Annotated in this window: 9 protein-coding genes and 1 pseudogene; 8 read left to right on the top strand and 2 right to left on the bottom strand. The window is 52.1% G+C overall.

Features of this window, described 5'->3' with window-relative positions:
• Together A6301_RS08190 and ppc are read right to left on the bottom strand one after the other, a co-directional pair.
• Window positions 1-111: pseudogene (locus A6301_RS08190) on the bottom strand (IS110 family transposase); the annotation flags it as partial.
• A gap of 218 nt (window positions 112-329) precedes the next feature.
• On the bottom strand, window positions 330-2,969 hold the full coding sequence (gene ppc / locus A6301_RS08185) for a phosphoenolpyruvate carboxylase (RefSeq protein WP_205540489.1): 2,640 nt from the start codon (window positions 2,967-2,969) through the stop codon (window positions 330-332).
• 578 nt (window positions 2,970-3,547) lie between these two features.
• Here ppc and A6301_RS08180 point away from each other — a divergent pair.
• The 8 genes from A6301_RS08180 (at window position 3,548) to pfkA (ending at window position 18,013) form a co-directional block, all read left to right on the top strand.
• Window positions 3,548-7,297 carry a DUF4132 domain-containing protein gene (locus tag A6301_RS08180; RefSeq protein ID WP_234257527.1) on the top strand — a complete coding sequence of 1,250 codons (3,750 nt, stop codon included), beginning with the start codon at window positions 3,548-3,550 and terminating at the stop codon, window positions 7,295-7,297.
• A gap of 69 nt (window positions 7,298-7,366) precedes the next feature.
• Window positions 7,367-8,476, top strand: coding sequence for an AAA family ATPase (locus A6301_RS08175; protein WP_234257526.1), 1,110 nt, complete (start codon window positions 7,367-7,369; stop codon window positions 8,474-8,476).
• Window positions 8,477-8,658: 182 nt separating this feature from the next.
• Complete coding sequence (locus tag A6301_RS08170; RefSeq protein ID WP_234257525.1) at window positions 8,659-11,223, top strand: DUF5682 family protein; 2,565 nt, start codon at window positions 8,659-8,661, stop codon at window positions 11,221-11,223.
• Window positions 11,220-12,359, top strand: coding sequence for a VWA domain-containing protein (locus A6301_RS08165; RefSeq protein ID WP_234257524.1), 1,140 nt, complete (start codon window positions 11,220-11,222; stop codon window positions 12,357-12,359). The genes A6301_RS08170 and A6301_RS08165 overlap by 4 nt, the downstream gene beginning before the upstream one ends.
• Window positions 12,356-14,428: an SWIM zinc finger family protein gene (locus A6301_RS08160; protein WP_234257523.1), complete on the top strand. Its 2,073-nt coding sequence runs from the start codon at window positions 12,356-12,358 to the stop codon at window positions 14,426-14,428. The genes A6301_RS08165 and A6301_RS08160 overlap by 4 nt, the downstream gene beginning before the upstream one ends.
• A 293-nt stretch (window positions 14,429-14,721) precedes the next feature.
• On the top strand, window positions 14,722-15,909 hold the full coding sequence (locus tag A6301_RS08155) for a sugar transporter (RefSeq protein ID WP_107169112.1): 1,188 nt from the start codon (window positions 14,722-14,724) through the stop codon (window positions 15,907-15,909).
• 31 nt (window positions 15,910-15,940) lie between these two features.
• Window positions 15,941-16,843 carry a CDF family cation-efflux transporter FieF gene (gene fieF, locus A6301_RS08150; RefSeq protein ID WP_205543217.1) on the top strand — a complete coding sequence of 301 codons (903 nt, stop codon included), beginning with the start codon at window positions 15,941-15,943 and terminating at the stop codon, window positions 16,841-16,843.
• Window positions 16,844-17,050: 207 nt separating this feature from the next.
• Window positions 17,051-18,013 (top strand): 6-phosphofructokinase, encoded by a 963-nt coding sequence (gene pfkA, locus A6301_RS08145; protein WP_137740797.1) that lies wholly within the window; start codon window positions 17,051-17,053, stop codon window positions 18,011-18,013.
• The last annotated feature ends 72 nt before the right edge of the window (window positions 18,014-18,085 follow it).

Genomic DNA, 18,085 nt, shown 5'->3' with positions numbered 1-18,085 from the left:
AACCTTTGCCCGCGAGAGTTTTTTTTTCAGTACAGTCTGGCCGGTGTGATCGACACCATGAAGAACGAAAACGTTTTTTGCCAGATCGATACCAAGGGTAGATACTTGCATTTGGACGCTCCTTCTTTTGAGATTTGACACTCATACTCTGGCACATCTGATGCCGTTAAGTTGGAGCGTCCATCTCATTATCCCTGGCGCAAACGCTTTACTCTTCTATTCCGTTACGCCCGTTTTCATTCGGCAAATAGGTTTGTCAACGATCTGAGGCCTCTCTGTTGAGAGGCCTCCTAAGTGAGTACGTTTGGCGTATTAATGTGTTGTCGCGATTAACCGGTATTACGCATGCCCGCTGCGACGCCCGCGATGGTGACCATCAACGCCAGTTCCAGATCGGCATCCGGCTGTTCCTGTTGGCGTGAGCGATGCAGCAGCTCTGCCTGCAACACGTTCAGAGGGTCAGTGTAGACGTTACGCAGTGCGATTGACTCGGCGATCCACGGCAAATCTGCCATCAGGTGATCGTCATTGGAAATCGCCAGCACGATGCTGATGTCGGCGGCCAACTGATCGCGCAGCTGTTTCCCTAACGGCCACAGCTTCTCTTCTACCAGACGCTGATCGTAATACTCCGCCAGCCACAGGTCGGCTTTGGCAAACACCATCTCCAGCATGCCGATACGCGTTGAGAAGAACGGCCAATTGCGGCACATTTCTTCCAACTGCCCCTGCTTGCCATCATCCACCACTTTCTGCAACGCGGCACCTGCCCCCAGCCAGGCTGGCAGCATCAGGCGGTTCTGCGTCCAGGCGAAAATCCACGGGATCGCACGCAGGCTTTCCACGCCGCCGTTCGGACGACGCTTGGCCGGGCGTGAGCCCAATGGCAGTTTACCCAGCTCCAGTTCCGGCGTAGCCGCGCGGAAGTACGGAACGAAATCTGGGTTCTCACGCACGTATCCGCGATACATATCGCAGGATACGCGAGACAGTTCGTCCATCACTTGATGCCATTCCTGTTTTGGTTCCGGCGGTGGCAGCAGGTTGGCTTCCAGAATCGCACCGGTATACAGCGCCAGGCTGCTGATGGTGACTTCCGGCAGGCCGTATTTAAAGCGGATCATCTCGCCCTGTTCTGTCACGCGCAGGCCGCCTTTCAGGCTGCCCGGTGGTTGTGACAACAGTGCGGCATGAGCCGGTGCGCCACCGCGACCGATAGAACCGCCGCGTCCGTGGAACAGCGTTAGCGCGATGCCGGCTTTCTCACAGGTTTTGATCAGCGCATCTTGCGCACGGTACTGCGCCCAGGAGGCGGCCATCACGCCTGCGTCTTTCGCTGAGTCGGAATAGCCGATCATGACCATCTGCTTGCCCTGAATAAAGCCGCGATACCAGTCAATACTCAGCAACTGCGTCATGACATCGTCGGCGTTGTTCAGGTCATCCAGCGTTTCAAACAGCGGTGCGACAGGTAGCGCAAACGGGCAACCGGCTTCTTTGAGCAGCAGTTGAACGGCCAGCACGTCGGAAGGCGTACGCGCCATTGAAATAACGTAAGCGGCAATAGAACCCTGTGGCGCTTTCGCGATCACCCGGCAGGTATCCAGCACTTCTTTGGTATCTGCACTCGGCTCCCAGTAGCGCGGCAGCAGCGGGCGCTTGGAGCTGAGTTCGCGAATCAGGAAGGCCTGCTTATCGGATTCTGACCAGCTTTCATAGTCGCCCAGACCCAGATAGCGGGTAATTTCGGCCAGCGCGTCGGTGTGGCGGGTGCTTTCCTGACGGACATCGATACGTACCAGCGGTACGCCGAAACAGCGCACGCGGCGCAGCGTATCCAGCAGGCGACCGTCGGCGATGATACCCATGCCGCAGGTTTTCAGCGATTGATAGCAGGCGTGCAGGGGTTCCCACAGCTGCTCGTTGGTAACCAGCAGATCTTTAGGGGGCAGACGTTCTTCACCTGTCAGACGTGCTTCCAGATAGCTCAGCGTGCTGCTCAACTGCGAACGCAATGACTTCATGATGGCGCGGTACGGTTCCTGTACCTCGCTGCCGCCGGCCAGCGCTAACAGCTCCGGCGTACATTCGGACATCGACAGCTCGGAGACCAGCACCTGGATATCACGCAGGAACAGATCGGCAGCTTTCCAGCGGCTGAGTAACAGCACGTGGCGAGTGACTTCCGCCGTGACGTTCGGGTTACCGTCGCGGTCGCCACCCATCCACGAGGTAAAACGTACCGGTACGGCATCAACCGGCAGACGGTAGCCGAAAGCCTGTTCCAACTGCTCATCCAGTTCACGTAAAAAGGCGGGCACGCCTTCCCACAGGCTGTTTTCCACGACGGCGAAACCCCATTTGGCTTCATCTACCGGAGTAGGGCGAATTTTGCGGATTTCATCGGTATGCCAGGACTGTGCGATCAGCTGACGAAGACGACGCATGATCTGATTGCGCTCATAATCCGCCAAATCGTTATGGTCGAGCTGCTTGAGGCAGGTATTTACTTCCACCAATTTATGGATCAGCGTGCGGCGGGTAATCTCGGTTGGGTGTGCGGTCAGCACCAGCTCGATCGACAGCGATTCTACCGCGTCACGGATATCGCGTTCGGTCAGATCTTTATTTTCTTTTAGACGCTCAAAGGCGCTGGAAAGCTGTGCCGGGTTACTCGCTGCTTCGCCGTGCGGTGAAATCGTATGATATTGCTCAGCGGTATTGGTCAGGTTAAGGAACTGGCTGAATGCGCGGGCAACGGGCAGCAGTTCATCGTTAGACAGGTTTTGCAGTGTGGTCAGTAGTTCCTGACGATGTTTTTCATTACCTGCACGAGATGACTTTGACAGCTTGCGGATTGTTTCGACTTTATCAAGGATGTTTTCACCCAGTGCTTCCTTGATAGTATCGCCGAGTAGTTTGCCGAGCATACTGACGTTACTGCGCATTGCGGAATATTGTTCGTTCATAGTTACCCTGACCCATCCCTACCATTTTTGTAAGTTTATTTCACTTGACATATTTTGACGCACTGCCTCCATCTAGCCACGATAAGGCGGGTTCGTCAATTGACGATTCTTTCTTCTCCCCATTCTTTGTACTTGCATTGATGCGGACTTGGCAATTTGTGAAATTTAATTACAGCGGCGTGGATATTAGGTGAACTTATACCCTCAATAATTCGAGTTGCGTGACAAAACGTTAGCGTTTTGAACGGCGCGATGTGTTGGCCCGCTACGGCCTCGTAACTCGCGCCCTCCAGAAGCGTACCGTGCTCAGTGACAGGGAAAGTCAGAGCCGTCTTCGCATAAGCCACTCGGATTATTTAGGGAATATTGCGCTATTTTAAATCTATTCTATTTTCATCTGAAATTTTGGATAGGAATTAGATTAACTGGTTTTATTCTCTATAAAAGCAATGATATACAAAATAAAAGCAATGATATACAAAATAAATGTTGGTGAAAAAATATGAATTTTAAAATTGAGAATAATAACAATTCATGTTAAAAAATTGCTGTTTATCTATACATGATTAGGTGTCGGCATGATAAAGAAATTTTTTGATCTTTTGCCATTTTTTGGTAATAAGGATGTTTCACCAACGGAAAAATTGTTGCAAGAGTCTCTATTACCGCTTGGAGAGCTTGATAAAACGTTGCCAAAAAAGTTGTTCCATTATGTCATGACTGGCACTGAACCTGAGGTGATTTATACCTTAAACCAGCTGGATGCTGATAAAGCAGCGGTACTCTTGGATAAACCCGGTACGGTTGATTGGTGGTATGTTCAAAATAATAGTTTTAACACGAGTGAATATAATAAATTAATAAGGCAAGCGAGAAATTCACGCTATAAACTCTATTCTGAAGTAGGTAAAGCTCTCACCAATGAACAAGTTATACGCTTTGCTAAAGTTTTATCTGCGGCATGCCAAAATAAAAATATAAAAATCACAACGGGCGAAGTGCCAAGCTGGATGATTTACTTACTGTGTGATGCGCTGTCTACGACGTTAAAAAGCACCTCTAATGAAAATTTGAAATTGACGCATCGGACGGGTTGGCGTATTCAACTGCTTGACGATCTGATGGTTAATGAACAGGGACATGATAAGGGTGAATTTATTTTATTTGCGATCTTTGATAGGGCAGAAATATCTGACTATTATAGTTCGCAGTTAAATATTTTCTTTGAACTCCCTGATTTGTCGGCCTACATCGAAGCGCATGCAAAATTTGTCCGTACCACACTGGTGGAAAAGCTTTCTGCACCGGGTCTGATTCAATTTCTGAAATATTTATCCGATCGTGAAGCATTGCGTATTTTATTCGCAGACGTCATTGTTAAATTAGCCATAGATCAGCGAAAAACGGTACGTAATGAAGCGGAACCGTTGCTGAACACTCTCCCTGCTAGCGATATTAAAACACATCTGAGTGATATCCTGTTTAACGGAACACCGAAGCAGCGCTCTCAGGCTGCCGATCTCTTTGCCCGTCAGGGCGAAAATAAAGACATTTTAGAGCATGCATTGCAGTTGGAAAAAAGTAAGGCAGTGATAAAAAGTATCGAAAGTGCCATTACACGCTTTGACGTTGTTGATACGGCACAAGATATTGAAATACCAGCGTTACCTGAGTTAACGCTGCTTGCCGATACGCCATTGCCTGAAAGCGCAAAAGCGATTCTGGTTGAAAATCTGGCTGAAATGCTGGAAAAAGCAAAAATAAGCGCAGAAAAAGAAATCGCAGAGAACAAACAGAGCGCGAACAAATATAAATGGGCGCAAGAGTATTATAAAAAAATAAACTCCGTCAGTGTTGAGCATTGCCATGGTTTGGTTGATAGACTGAATTTGGGGAATAGTGGGAAGCCACTATCTAATGAAGATATCAACATTATCAAGTATAAGAATCGCCTGAGTGCTCTTCCTGAGTTTACTTTTTACCATGCGATGAGAATTATTTTTGGCAACATGCATGCAAACTTTAATCTAAGTACCTCTCGAATAGAAAATGAAGTGCCAGCGCATGTTGTCGCCGCAGTAGAGTTACGGCAGATTGAAGGCGTTTTGCAAAAATTGGGGTGCCGTGAGCCCGCACGAATCGTCGCTTCACTCTGTTTAGAGTCCTATAATGATGGGGTGAAACTCTTCCCTAAACCGGAACAGCTGTGGCCTTTTTTCTCTCAATATCCAGAGTATATTGCCGAAGCATTAGGGCTGTTGCCAAATAAGAGCAAAAGCCAATATAGCCAATTTGAATTGGGTCAGGCCTTTGAGCTGCTTGATAAGTTCCCTGCTATCCCCGCACAATTTATTCCCCGCATTATGGAACTGGCATTAGGCGAGAATAAAACTTTCCGCGTGAGTGCGCAGAAGCTGCTGGAAAGGTTGCCGAATGTGCATGTGAATGCACAGGAAAGTTTGCATTCCGCGAAACAAGAAATCCGTATTACCACGATCGAATGGCTGGCGCGGATAAAAAATACAGACAGCATCGCGCCGCTTTATGCATTGTTAAAAAAAGAGAAGAGAGAAACCGTCCGAGCCGCATTGCTGGCGGCGTTAGAGCAGTTTGGTGAGGATATTTCGCCGTATTTGTCCGAAAAGGTATTGCGTGACGAAGCGTTGAAAGGGTTAAAGGTAAACCCGCCAGCGAGCATGAGCTGGTTTGACTATAACGCGATACCACCATTGAAATGGGAAAACGGCAAGGCCGTCGATGCCGACATTATCAAATGGTGGATAATTCTGGCGGTGAAATTAAAAATGCCCGCGGGTAATACGTTATTACAGCGCTATGTCGGTTTATTAGCCAAAGAGAGCCAGCAGAAACTGGGTCATTTTATTTTACATACGTTTATCGCTCAGGATGTAAAAAACCCATCGCTGGAAGAGGCTATGTTGGAAGCGCATAAAGAGGCACCAGGACGTTTAAAGACCTATCAATATTATCTTGAACGTTATCCCGAATATTCCCAAAAGTATGCGAATTACACGTTGGAGCAGACGACTGAAGAAATAAAGCAGGAAGTCTTACGGCGCTATTTAGGGTCTGCAATCAGTGAGAAAGGCATGCTGGCGTTGATTAGCCATATCGAAGGCCATGTTGCCGTCTCCGCATTACGCAATTATACGCGTGACCATTATCAGCGTCGTTCACAGATCGAAGCGATGATCAGTGCGATGGCGGTTAGCGACGATCCGCTCATTATCCAATTGTTGCTCTCCCTTTCACGCCGCTACCGTACCGCGGCGATTCAGGGAAAGGCGCGTGAACTAGTCAAAGAGATTGCCGATCGCAATGGCTGGAGTGCCGATGAACTGGCCGACCGTACGATCCCCACTGCCGGGATGGATGAAACGGGAACGTTAGTGCTGGAATACGGCGAGAGGATCTTTACCGCTCGCATGGACAGCAAGCAACGGTTGGTGCTCCTGAACCCGGAAGGAAAAGAAATTAAAGCCCTGCCTGCCGCACGCAAAACGGATAATGAAGAGCAGATAAAAGACGCGAAAAAGCTGTTCTCGTCGAGCAAAAAAGAGCTTAAGCAGGTGATCGACCTCCAAACCGCACGTTTATATGAATCGATGTGCGCCCAGCGCCAATGGCCGAGTGAAGACTGGCAGACGTACATCATGATTCATCCGGTGATGCGGCCGCTGATTGAGCGCTTAGTGTGGCAAGAAGTGAAGGGTGAGCAGGTGCTCAATACCTTCAGGCCAACGGATGACGGCTGCTTAATTAATCTTGAAGATGATGAGGTTGAATTATCAAGCGACACGGTGATTCAGCTTGCTCATGCGGCGGTGGTGGATAACGACACGCGTGAAGCCTGGCTTGCGCATTTTAACGACTATAAAGTGACATTTTTATTCTCGCAGATGGTGCACGCCGTGCCGGAACACGATCTCAAACAGGTTGAAATTGAGGATAGAAAAGGGTGGCTGACCGATACGTTCACGCTGCGCGGCGTCTTAACCAAGATGGGCTATCAGCGTGCGCCAGCGGAAGATGGCGGTTCGTTTAGCCACTATTACAAACATTTCAGCAGCCTGGATTTGTACGTGAATATTGGATTTAGTGGCAGTTACGTGCCAGAAGAAAATATTCCGGCGGTATTGTTTGATTTGAGCTTTGAGAAAAATCAGCAAAATTACTGGGATCGCAATAATTTGGCATTGCAGGATGTTCCGCCCATCTTATTGGCAGAAAGTTACGCCGATTATCTGAAAGTTGCACAGGCCTGTTCGGGATACGATGCCGACTGGGAAAACAAAACGCCTTGGTAATCCGCTTATGGAGCCGGTACACATTGTGCCGGCTTCGTTCATTATTTTGTGGCGAACAGAGACACGAACATGGAAAAACACCCATCGACGGCCAGCAATGTGCTGCGTCAGCATGCTGAGATTCGCTTTGCGGATGAATTAGCGCGCCTGACTAAAGCGGACGAAAATAACCCTAAGCCGCAGGGCTGGCTGCGCTCACCCCGTGCGGTGCGGCAGTTTATTTTAGGTGACGAGGCCTTAGAGATTTCCGCCAAATTTTTTGGTGATAATGCGCTGGTCGATCGCGCAATCGTGACGCTGCTGGGGAAACAGGGATTGATGCTGGTTGGCGAACCCGGAACGGCAAAATCCATGCTGTCTGAGCTGTTTGCCGCGGCTATCTCGGGGGATTCTGGCCTGACGATTCAAGGCACGGCGGGAACGACTGAAGATCATATCAAGTATTCATGGAACTATGCGCTGTTGCTTGCTGAAGGCCCTACCGAGCGGGCGCTGATCGGTTCACCGCTCTATCAGGGAATGATGCAGGGCAGGATTGTCCGTTTTGAGGAAATCACCCGCTGTCCACCGGAAATACAGGATGTTCTGGTTTCGTTGATGTCTGAAAAACAGCTGATGATCCCTGAAATGGGTGAACAAGGGCGGATCAGTGCCAAACCCGGCTTTAACCTGATTGGCACGGCGAACTTGCGCGATCGCGGCGTACATGAAATGTCAGCGGCATTAAAACGGCGCTTTAACTTTGAAACCGTGAGGCCGATTCAAGATCCTGAATTCGAGATCGCGCTGATTCAAACGCAGCTTACGCGTGAACTGGGCGAACTGGCTGCGCTGGTCACTGTGCCACCAAGCGTCATTGAACTGCTGGTGACCACATTCCAGGAGCTTCGCTCCGGCAATACGCGCGACGGTGGCAGCATCAAAACACCGGATGCGGTGATGTCGAGTGCGGAAGCCGTCAATATTGCCTATGCCTCCGCGCTTGAGGCGCATTATCTGGGCGATAACACGCTGAATGCGGGCGCCATCGCACGCCAGATTATCGGCGTGGTATTAAAAGATAACCCTGACGATGCGAAACGTATGCGTTACTACGTGGATAACGTGGCGCGGGAACGGGCAAAAAGCAGCGATGACTGGAAAGCGTTTTATGATGCCTCACGACAGTTTTGGAAGTAAGGCCGTGGCCTGATGCCAGTCACTTAAGCCTCATAGTAGGAGAAACACAGGGATGAGGTTCCCGCAGGGACACCTCGCCCTGTGGTCACTCCGAGTATCTCGGCTTTTGAACGATCGGCATTAGGCTGTAGCCCATTGTTACCGATTACTTCACGGACTCTTTTTCATGAGGAAGCGCGCCAGTGAGTCTCTCGAACATCGTACTGCCCGCACGGATGAAACAGGCGCTGGCAACATGGGATTTTTTGCAGTCGCAGCAGATCTATTTCGCGCCGGTGCGCCACCATAGCCCCGCTTGTGCCTATGGCCTGTTGTCATTGATTGAAGATATCCATCCCGCTCACATCCTGATTGAGGCACCGGTCAGTTTTAATCACCTGTTGCCTGATTTGCTTCACCCTGACGCGAAGCCTCCCATCGCGGTGATGGGGCAGGCTGACGTTCAATCCCGTGAACCGCAAGACGGTGAAGCGCCGCAAACGGCTACGCGTAGTGCTTTTTTCCCTTTCTGTGACTATTCGCCGGAATGGGTGGCTCTGCACGCCGGGCATCAACACGGTGCGGCATTGCGCTTTATAGATTTGCCGTGGGTTGAGCAAATCGCGATTGAGGAACGGCAGGATGATGCCAGCCAGAGCCTGCAAGCAGAACGCTATCTCGCCCACAGCCAGTTTATTTCGGCACTCGCCAAGAAATGCTACTGCCGCGATCACGATGATTTATGGGAACATTTATTTGAATTACGCTCAATTGAGGCGTTGACCGACTGGCAATCGCTTTTCCGCGATACGCTGGTTTGGTGTGCGCTGGCGCGACTGGATTATGAGCCTCAGGTTTTGGAAGCCGAGGGCTCTGCGCAGCGTGAGGCACATATGCTTGCCGCTATCATGCAGGTTCGTGCTGAGAACCCGGCGGGGAAAATTCTGGTCGTCACCGGTGGTTTTCATTCTCTGGCGCTGCTCGAAGGGCTATCTCACGACGGCAAATTGTTCAGTGTCTTCACGGATGCCGCGCAAAAGCAGTACCAAAAACAGCTTAAGCAGGCAGAAAAAGATCACGCGTGGCTGATTCGCTATAGCTTTGACAGATTAGATGCGCTCAATGGATATGCATCCGGCATGCCTGCGCCTGCTTACTACCAGCGAAGCTGGCAAATGCTTATGGCGCAGCGGGGCGATCGGCGGGCGGAAAAGGGATTACCGCCGCTCACAACCCAGGAATACCGTAATAACATGGGGATGCGTTTTTTGTCTGAGGTTGCCAGCATGCTCCGTGCCAAAGCTTTTGACGATCCCCCCAGCTATATCACGGTAAAAAATGCGGTAGATCAGTGTGTTCAGCTTGCGGCATTGCGCGGGCATGACGGCCCTGGCCGTTACGATCTGCTGGATGGGCTACAGAGTAGTTTTATCAAAGGCAGTATCGATGATGCGCAGAGTGAACTGTGGCTTGAGATTCAAAAAACATTCTCTGGCCATGCGCTAGGACAGATTCCGGCAGGCAGTGCGACGCCACCGCTGGTTGATGAAACCTATCGGTTAGCGAAATATCATCGTTTTAAACTTGATGACACGCTCGTCAAACTAAGCCGCTTGGATATTTATCGCAACCCGCAGCATCGTGCGCGTAGCCGCTTTCTTCATTTGTTGAGCTTCCTTGAAGTGGGTTTTGCGACGCGCAGTAACGGCCCTGATTTTTTGGGCGGTCACAATCTCGATCTGCTCTTTGAAGAGTGGCACTATGCGTGGACGCCGTCGATCGAAGGGCGATTGATTGCGCTCTCGGAGAAAGGAAGCCAGCTCGAAGCGATTGCTATCGATAAAGTCGTCTATCTGGAAAAGCAGTTAGAGGAACAAGGGCAGAATCGGTCGAGTAAAAATGCGGTGCATGTGCTGATTCAGGCAGCGCTATTAGGGCTACAGTCGCGTTTAGCCGGGCTATTTCGTTTATTACATGATGATATACACAACGATTTCCGCGTAGATTCACTCGTTGAATGCGGGCATAGTCTGATTCATCTCTGGCGTGGGCGTGATTTTCTTGGCTTACGCAATCAGCCTGAATTAACGCAACTCTTGCTTAAGCTGGTTTCACAGGCGCTGTTTTGTTTACCGACCATCACGGCAGGCGATGAATCCCAGCAGGAAACGCATTTTACGGCACTGCTTGGCTTGCGCGAGCTGATTGAATTTATGCCGACGCTCACTCCCTCCAGTACCGCCAGCCGTGATTTTTACCACCAATTGCAGCAGATCTCCCCAGAGTTAAAGGACGTGCCGTTATTAAAAGGAGCGGTTGATGCGCTGCGCTATCTCGGTGGTGACATTGATGAGCACGCTCTTGATGACAACCTATCGCGCGTCTTTAGTCAGGGGAGCGAGCCTGAGCAAGCGGTGCGCTATTTTGTGGGATTAATGCGTGCGGCTCCTGAGCTTATCATCAAGACCCCGCGCTTGGTCGATAAACTAAACACACTGATTTCGCAGTGGGATGACGACCGTTTCCTGCATGTGTTGCCCGACCTGCGCTTTGCCTTCAGCCAACTTACACCGAAGCAGAATGCGACGTTAGCGAGCTATATTGCCGAGCAATGTGGTTTCTCTGTGCCGGACATGCACCTTTGGCAAGCAGATTTCACGGAGCGGGAGATGCTACAGACGATGCAGTTAAACCAACAGATGGAGCAACAGCTGGCGGAAAACGATTTACTGTCATGGTACGAAACAGAGAAGGGGTCAGCCCGATGAGTGCCCATGATGATAAAGAAAAAAATGGTAAACGCTGGCGCTTGATTCTGGGCCACTATGCCGATGAGGCGTTAGGTCAGGCGGCGTTTGATGCGCAGGATCTGAAAGTGGAACGCACGCTGGATTATCTCTATCGCCGCGAATATCAGCGCCGTGGCCTCAAACTGGAAGGTGGACGCCACGGCTCTTTGGATCAGTCTCAACTGACGGCGGTGAACTGGCTGAATCAGGCGCGTAAATTGTTCCCCAGTAGCACCTTTGAGCGGATGCAATCGCAAGCGATTGAACGCTATGAAATCACGCATTTATTCAACGATCCGCAAGCGCTGCAAGCCATGGAACCTACGCCAGCGCTGGCTAAGGTGCTATTGAGTTTGCGTGGCCGGATGAATGAACAAACGCGTGAGGCGGTACGCGACATTATTCGCAAGGTGGTTGATGAGATATTACGCACGCTGAGGCCGACCTTTACGAACGCGCTTACCGGTCGCCGTAATCGATTCCGACGCTCGCCGATTGCCAGCAGTCAAAATTTCGACTGGCGTGCCACGATTGCGGCCAATCTTAAGCATTTTGATCGCGAGAAGCAGCGCCTTGTGATTGAAACACCGCATTTTAATTCACGTATGCAGCGGCATATGCCGTGGGATGTCATTTTGTGCGTCGACCAAAGTGCTTCGATGTCCAGCTCGGTGATGTACGCGGCGGTCTGCGCCAGCATTCTGGCGACGTTGCCTGCGGTGCGGGTTTCTTTAATCGTGTTTGATACGCAGGTCGTGGACTTGTCGCATCTTGCCCACGATCCAGTCGAGGTGCTGATGACGGTTCAACTCGGGGGCGGGACAAACATTGCGAAAGCCATGCAGTATTGCGAACAGCGCGTACAAAATCCGCAACGAACTATCGTGGCGTTAATCAGTGATTTTGAAGAAGGTGGTGCACTGAATCACCTGCTCAGTTGCGTGCAGCGTATGCACAGCCAGCAAGTCACGCTGTTAGGGCTGGCGGCACTGGATGAGGCGGCACACCCGGTCTACGACGCCGCAATCGGGCAAAAATTGGCCGATCGCGGGATGCATGTTGCCGCGTTAACGCCGGAGCATTTTGCACAGTGGCTGGCGGAGGTGATGCGATGAGCTGGCAACGTCTCTACCTGAATTATGATGAAGAAGCGCTGAGCGTTTTTACTAATGTTGGTTTACTGCGCCGAGCCAAAAAAGATCTGGCAGGCGACAAAGTGACGTTGGTGACTGACGCGGGGCAAGAAGGGCATTTTGCCAGTGATGGTCAGAAAGTGGTGCTTGATGCGCAGGGGATACAAACTGCACGGTGCGATTGCCCGGCTACCGGCTGCTGTAAGCACATTTTGGCGGCGGTGCTGTGGCTACAAACCCATGCTGAACGGGATGCGGAGCAAACGACAGTCCTCTCTGAGGAGACGGTAGCACCACCGATAGACGTGCTCGCCGAGATCTTGCTGCTTGATCCCGATGTCTTAATGAAGCAGGTCGGCAAAGTGCAAACGCGGCATGCGGCGCGATTTGTACAAATGTGGGCGGAAGCGTCGGTGAGAACGGAGCCGCTGGCAAACCAGCTTAAAATTTACCTGCCAACGCTGGAAAGCCCCGTGATCTATCTGGCCGGAACGGGGTTGACCGGCATGCTGTCGGATTTCTTACGTGAGAAGCAGCCTGCTTTGCATCTTGCTGCCATTGCCCGCCTCTTTGCGGAAAATCAGCGCGTCTGGCCGTGGCCTGTGGATTGTTTCGCTCAGGAATCGAGTGAAAGGGCGTTAAATGCGGATGAGCAGGCGCTGATTGCTATGCTGAACGCGTTTATCCGTGACGTTATGAATCAGGGGCTGTCGCACATCAGTAAAAGTAGTGCGCGGCAGCTTCATTTGCTGAATATGTCCGCCCGTGCGGAAGGACTGCCGCGATTGGCGGGCTACCTGCGCACGCTGAGCGGGCAGGTCAGCTTATTAGCCGAAAGGCATTACAGCCTGGAAGAACGTGATGTCCTGCTGTTTATTGCCCGCCTGTCGGCGTATTTATTCCAGCTTGGGCAGGCGAGCCCTGAACGCTTGCTGCTGCTGCGGGGGCAGGTGCGGCGGCAGTATCAACAGCAGCCTGAGGCGCTATCGCTTGTGCCGTTAGGGGCGCAGTGGTGGGTGACAGAAGGCGGTGCGCGCGGTGCGACCTTTTCGTTTTGGGAGAGTGAAAACCAGCAGTTACTGCATTGCACGCAAGCGCGTGCCGATCGTCATGATGTGACGTTCAGCCAGCAAAGTGTGTGGCAGGGTCAGGCCATGTGGAAACAGTTGGGTGAGCACATCATGCGTGCCCCGTTTACGCTGCACCACCCGCGCTTTTCTGACGACGGCAAATTGGCCGCTGGCGGTGAAAGCTACGCGAACCTTGATGGTACGCCGTGGCCTGCTGCTGCGTATGAGCAGTGTAAATCGACGGGGGGAATTGCCGACTGGTCGCAGCTATTTCGCTATTTTGAGCAAGAGAATCAGGACTATCCACAGCCTCTGCTGCTGCATGTACATCGCTATGAACCCGTGGTCTGGCATGAGGTGGAGCAGCGTATCGTCTGGCCAGTTTTTGACGACGCGGATAATGCCCTGTACCTGAGCCTCAACTGGAAAAAGGCACAGCACCAGCGGATAGACAGGCTTAAACAGGCCACACAGCAAAAGTGGAAGATTGTGGCGGTGCTGGTTCAGCCTCGTCGGCGTGGGAATGATATCGATCTTCATCCCTATTCTCTGTTGGTAAGGGAGGGCGGGGTGGTGAAGGCGTTCAGTCTGGATTTTCAGACCGTTAAAAGTGAGAAGAAAGCGCTGGGTTTTATTAGCCATATTCAAACCATGCTGGCTGAGAAGAGGCAGCGAAAAACGGTACAGCGTCCACCGCTGACGCTGGCACAGCGCATTTGCCAGCCGATCCTTGGTGTATTGGATGCACAGGCCTGCACTGGGCGTCGGCATTTAACCACAACGCAAAGAGAACAGTTGCAGCACGCCATGAAAACCGCCAATGAGCTGGGCCTAACGCTCGTTGAGCGTGCGTTGTCGCACTATATAGCGCAGCCCCAACCTGAAGTTGATAGCCTGCTGCGGGTCGTCTTTCTTTGCGACAGACTTCAGCGTTTGCAAAACGGATTACCGATTGTGCTACGCCAAGCTTCATCCGCGTAACGCGCTTTTCCCGTCGGAAGCAGAATAAAAATAGGGCAAGAAAGGCACGAAAAAAGACAGCGTAAGGGAGTGGTAACGCGTAGAATATGAGCACCAAAAATGATGCTCATGAATGTTCCCTTACCTGTCTTCAGGCTTTTGGCTGACATCCTCATAAAAGCACGCTGAAACATCGTTGGCCGCTCGCCATTACATGGCGATGTCATACTTTCCCTGTACCATTGCTCCATCGCGTTAGCCTCTGCCGTGACAGGGGGGCGCATTCTTTTATTTTAACTTTTGATATCAATACCATGACCCGTTCTCCCCGTTCGACCGCCTGGTTACGCGTCGTCAGCCTTTCTCTGGCGGCATTCATTTTTAACACCGCCGAGTTTGCCCCTGTCGCGCTGTTGTCAGATATCGCCGCCAGCTTTTCCATGAGCGCCGCACAGGTTGGGCTGATCATTACGATTTATGCCTGGGTGGTTGGGCTGATGTCGCTGCCTTGCATGCTGTTGTCCAGCGATATGGAACGACGCAGCCTGCTGATCAAAATCTTTATCCTGTTCGCTATCAGTAATGTGCTATCTGGCCTGGCCTGGAATTATTGGGTGCTGGTCATGGCGCGTATTGGCGTGGCGCTGTCTCATGCGGTGTTCTGGTCGATTACGGCATCGTTGGTGGTGCGTCTGGCACCTGCGGATAAAAAAGCGCAGGCGTTGAGCCTGCTGGCGACCGGGACGGCGCTGGCGCTGGTGCTGGGATTACCGCTAGGGCGCGTGGTCGGGCAGTATCTGGGCTGGCGCGTGACGTTTGTCCTTATTGGCCTGATCGCCGCAGTGATTATGCTGGGTCTGATGAAGCTCCTGCCCGTGTTGCCGAGCAGCAATTCCGGTTCGTTAAAGAGCTTGCCTCTCCTGCTGAAGCGCCCTGCGCTGCTGTGTGTATACGGCCTGACGGTCATGATCGTAACGGCGCACTTTACCGCCTACAGTTACATCGAGCCGTTTATCCAGAAAGTGGCGTTGTTGAGTGAAAACTTCACGACCATTCTGCTGTTGATTTTCGGCGGTGCCGGAATCATTGGCAGCATGTTGTTCAGCCGCTACAGCAGCAAGTATCCGGCAGGCTTTCTGATTGTATCATTCGCGTTTCTGGCGGTGTGTTTATTGCTATTGCTACCGCTGTCATTCAGCGGCTGGAGCCTGTCGACGCTGTGTATCGTCTGGGGGATTGCCATTATGGCGCTGAGTTTGGGTATGCAGGTCAAGGTGTTGACGTTGGCATCGGACGCAACCGACGTGGCGATGGCGCTCTATTCTGGGATTTATAATATTGGGATCGGCGGCGGTGCGCTGCTCGGTAATCAGGTCATTATCCATCTTGGCCTGCCCGATATCGGCTACATGGGGGCGGCGATGGCGGTGCTGGCGACGATGTGCTGTATTTTCACGTTTGTCCGCTATTCCCGTGTGTTAAAAACGTCATTAACGAGCTGAATCCGGGCAACAGACCTTCTGTGAGGGCATGATGAATCCACACTATGCACGTTTGGTGACGCTGGCGGCAGTGAGCGCAACCGCCGTGGCGCTGGTGTTGTTTGTGATGAAAGTGTTCGCCTGGTGGCATACCGGTTCGGTGAGCCTGCTGGCGTCGCTGGTCGATTCGCTGGTGGATATCGCCGCGTCGCTGGTGAACCTGTTGGTGGTTCGCTATTCGTTGCAGCCAGCGGATACTGAGCATGCGTTCGGCCACGGCAAGGCAGAATCGCTGGCCGCGCTGGCGCAGAGCATGTTTATTTCCGGTTCGGCGCTGTTCCTGATCCTAACGGGGCTGCAACATTCTCTGGAGCCGCAGGCGTTGCACGCGCCGGAAGTGGGCATGTGGGTGACGCTCATTGCACTGCTGGCTACGCTGTTGCTGGTCTCGTTCCAGCGCTGGGTGGTTAAACGCACGCACAGTCAGGCGGTACGAGCGGACATGCTGCATTATCAGTCCGATCTGCTGATGAACGGTGCGATTCTGCTGGCGTTGGCACTCAGTTGGAAGGGCGTTACGCGTGCTGACTCCCTGTTTGCGTTGGGGATTGGCGGCTATATTTTATATAGCGCGTTACGTATGGGGTATGACGCGGTGCAGTCGCTGCTGGATCGTGCGCTGCCGGAGGACGAACATCGTGCTATTGCTGAGGTGATTGTGAACTGGCCGGGTATTCGCGGTGCACATGCATTGCGCACCCGTCGCTCCGGGCCAACGCGCTTTATTCAGCTACACCTGGAAATGGATGACGCCCTGCCGCTGGTTGAGGCACACCAGATTGCGGACGATCTGGAGCAGGCGTTACGTAAACAATTTCCGGGCGCCGACATTATGATCCATCAGGACCCGGTTTCCGCCGTGCCGGAAAACCAGCGTGGCAGGTTGGCGATGTAGGCGATGGTATTTTCAGCATTTAGTGTTAAAAACGTGATAGGTCATGAAAATTTATGCACAATGTAGCCTGACCTGAATCAATTCAGCTTCGGGTGTTTGTTATAATATGCTAATAAAAGAACAAGGTGTTGCTGCCTGCGTAACAGCGGTGGTGAGTTTACGATAGAAGAATCCTGCAAAATTACATCTACAAGTCCAGAGGTTGTCATGATTAGAAGAATCGGAGTGTTGACGAGCGGTGGCGATGCACCAGGTATGAATGCGGCAATTCGGGGTGTGGTTCGTGCTGCACTGTCGGAAGGGCTGGAAATCTACGGCATTTATGATGGCTATCAGGGCTTGTACGAAGATCGCATGGAGCAGTTGGATCGCTACAGCGTATCGGATGTGATTAACCGTGGCGGCACGTTCCTCGGTTCCGCGCGTTTCCCACAGTTCCGTGACGAAGCGGTGCGTCAGGTGTGTGTGGAAAACATGAAGAGACGCGGTCTGGATGCGCTGGTCGTCATCGGCGGTGACGGTTCTTACATGGGTGCCAAACGTCTGACGGAAATGGGTTTTCCCTGTATCGGCTTGCCCGGCACGATCGATAACGACGTAGCGGGAACGGACTACACCATCGGTTACTTCACCGCGCTGGAAACCGTGCTGGAGGCGATTGACCGCCTGCGCGACACCTCTTCTTCTCACCAACGTATTTCGATTGTCGAAGTTATGGGACGCCACTGCGGTGACCTGACACTGGCGGCAGCGATTGCCGGCGGCTGTGAATTCATCGTCCTGCCGGAAGTGCCGTTCAGCCCGGAAGATCTGGTTTGCGAAATCAAAGCGGGCATCGAAAAAGGCAAAAAGCACGCGATTGTCGCGATTACCGAGCTGGTGTGTGACGTCGATGAACTGGCGAAATACATTGAAAAAGAGACGGGGCGCGAAACCCGAGCCACCGTACTTGGCCACATTCAGCGCGGCGGTTCGCCGGTCGCGTATGACCGTATTCTGGCTTCTCGCATGGGCGCCTATTCTATTGAACTGCTACAGCAGGGCTACGGTGGCCGCTGTGTCGGTATCCAGAATGAGAAAATGGTGCACCACGACATCGTTGATGCCATCGAGAACATGAAACGTCCGTTCAAAGGCGACTGGTTGGAGACAGCGAAAAAGCTGTTCTGACCCCGAGCGGACGCTCGCTCTCCGTCTCTTCGTCCATTTTTATGCGGACGCTGAGACGGTTTCGTGCGCGCT

This window comes from Pectobacterium sp. IFB5596, assembly GCF_021432585.1.
Lineage (GTDB): Bacteria > Pseudomonadota > Gammaproteobacteria > Enterobacterales > Enterobacteriaceae > Pectobacterium > Pectobacterium punjabense.
Note: the sequence above shows the minus strand (reverse complement) of the source record. Positions and strands in the feature narration are given on the sequence as shown.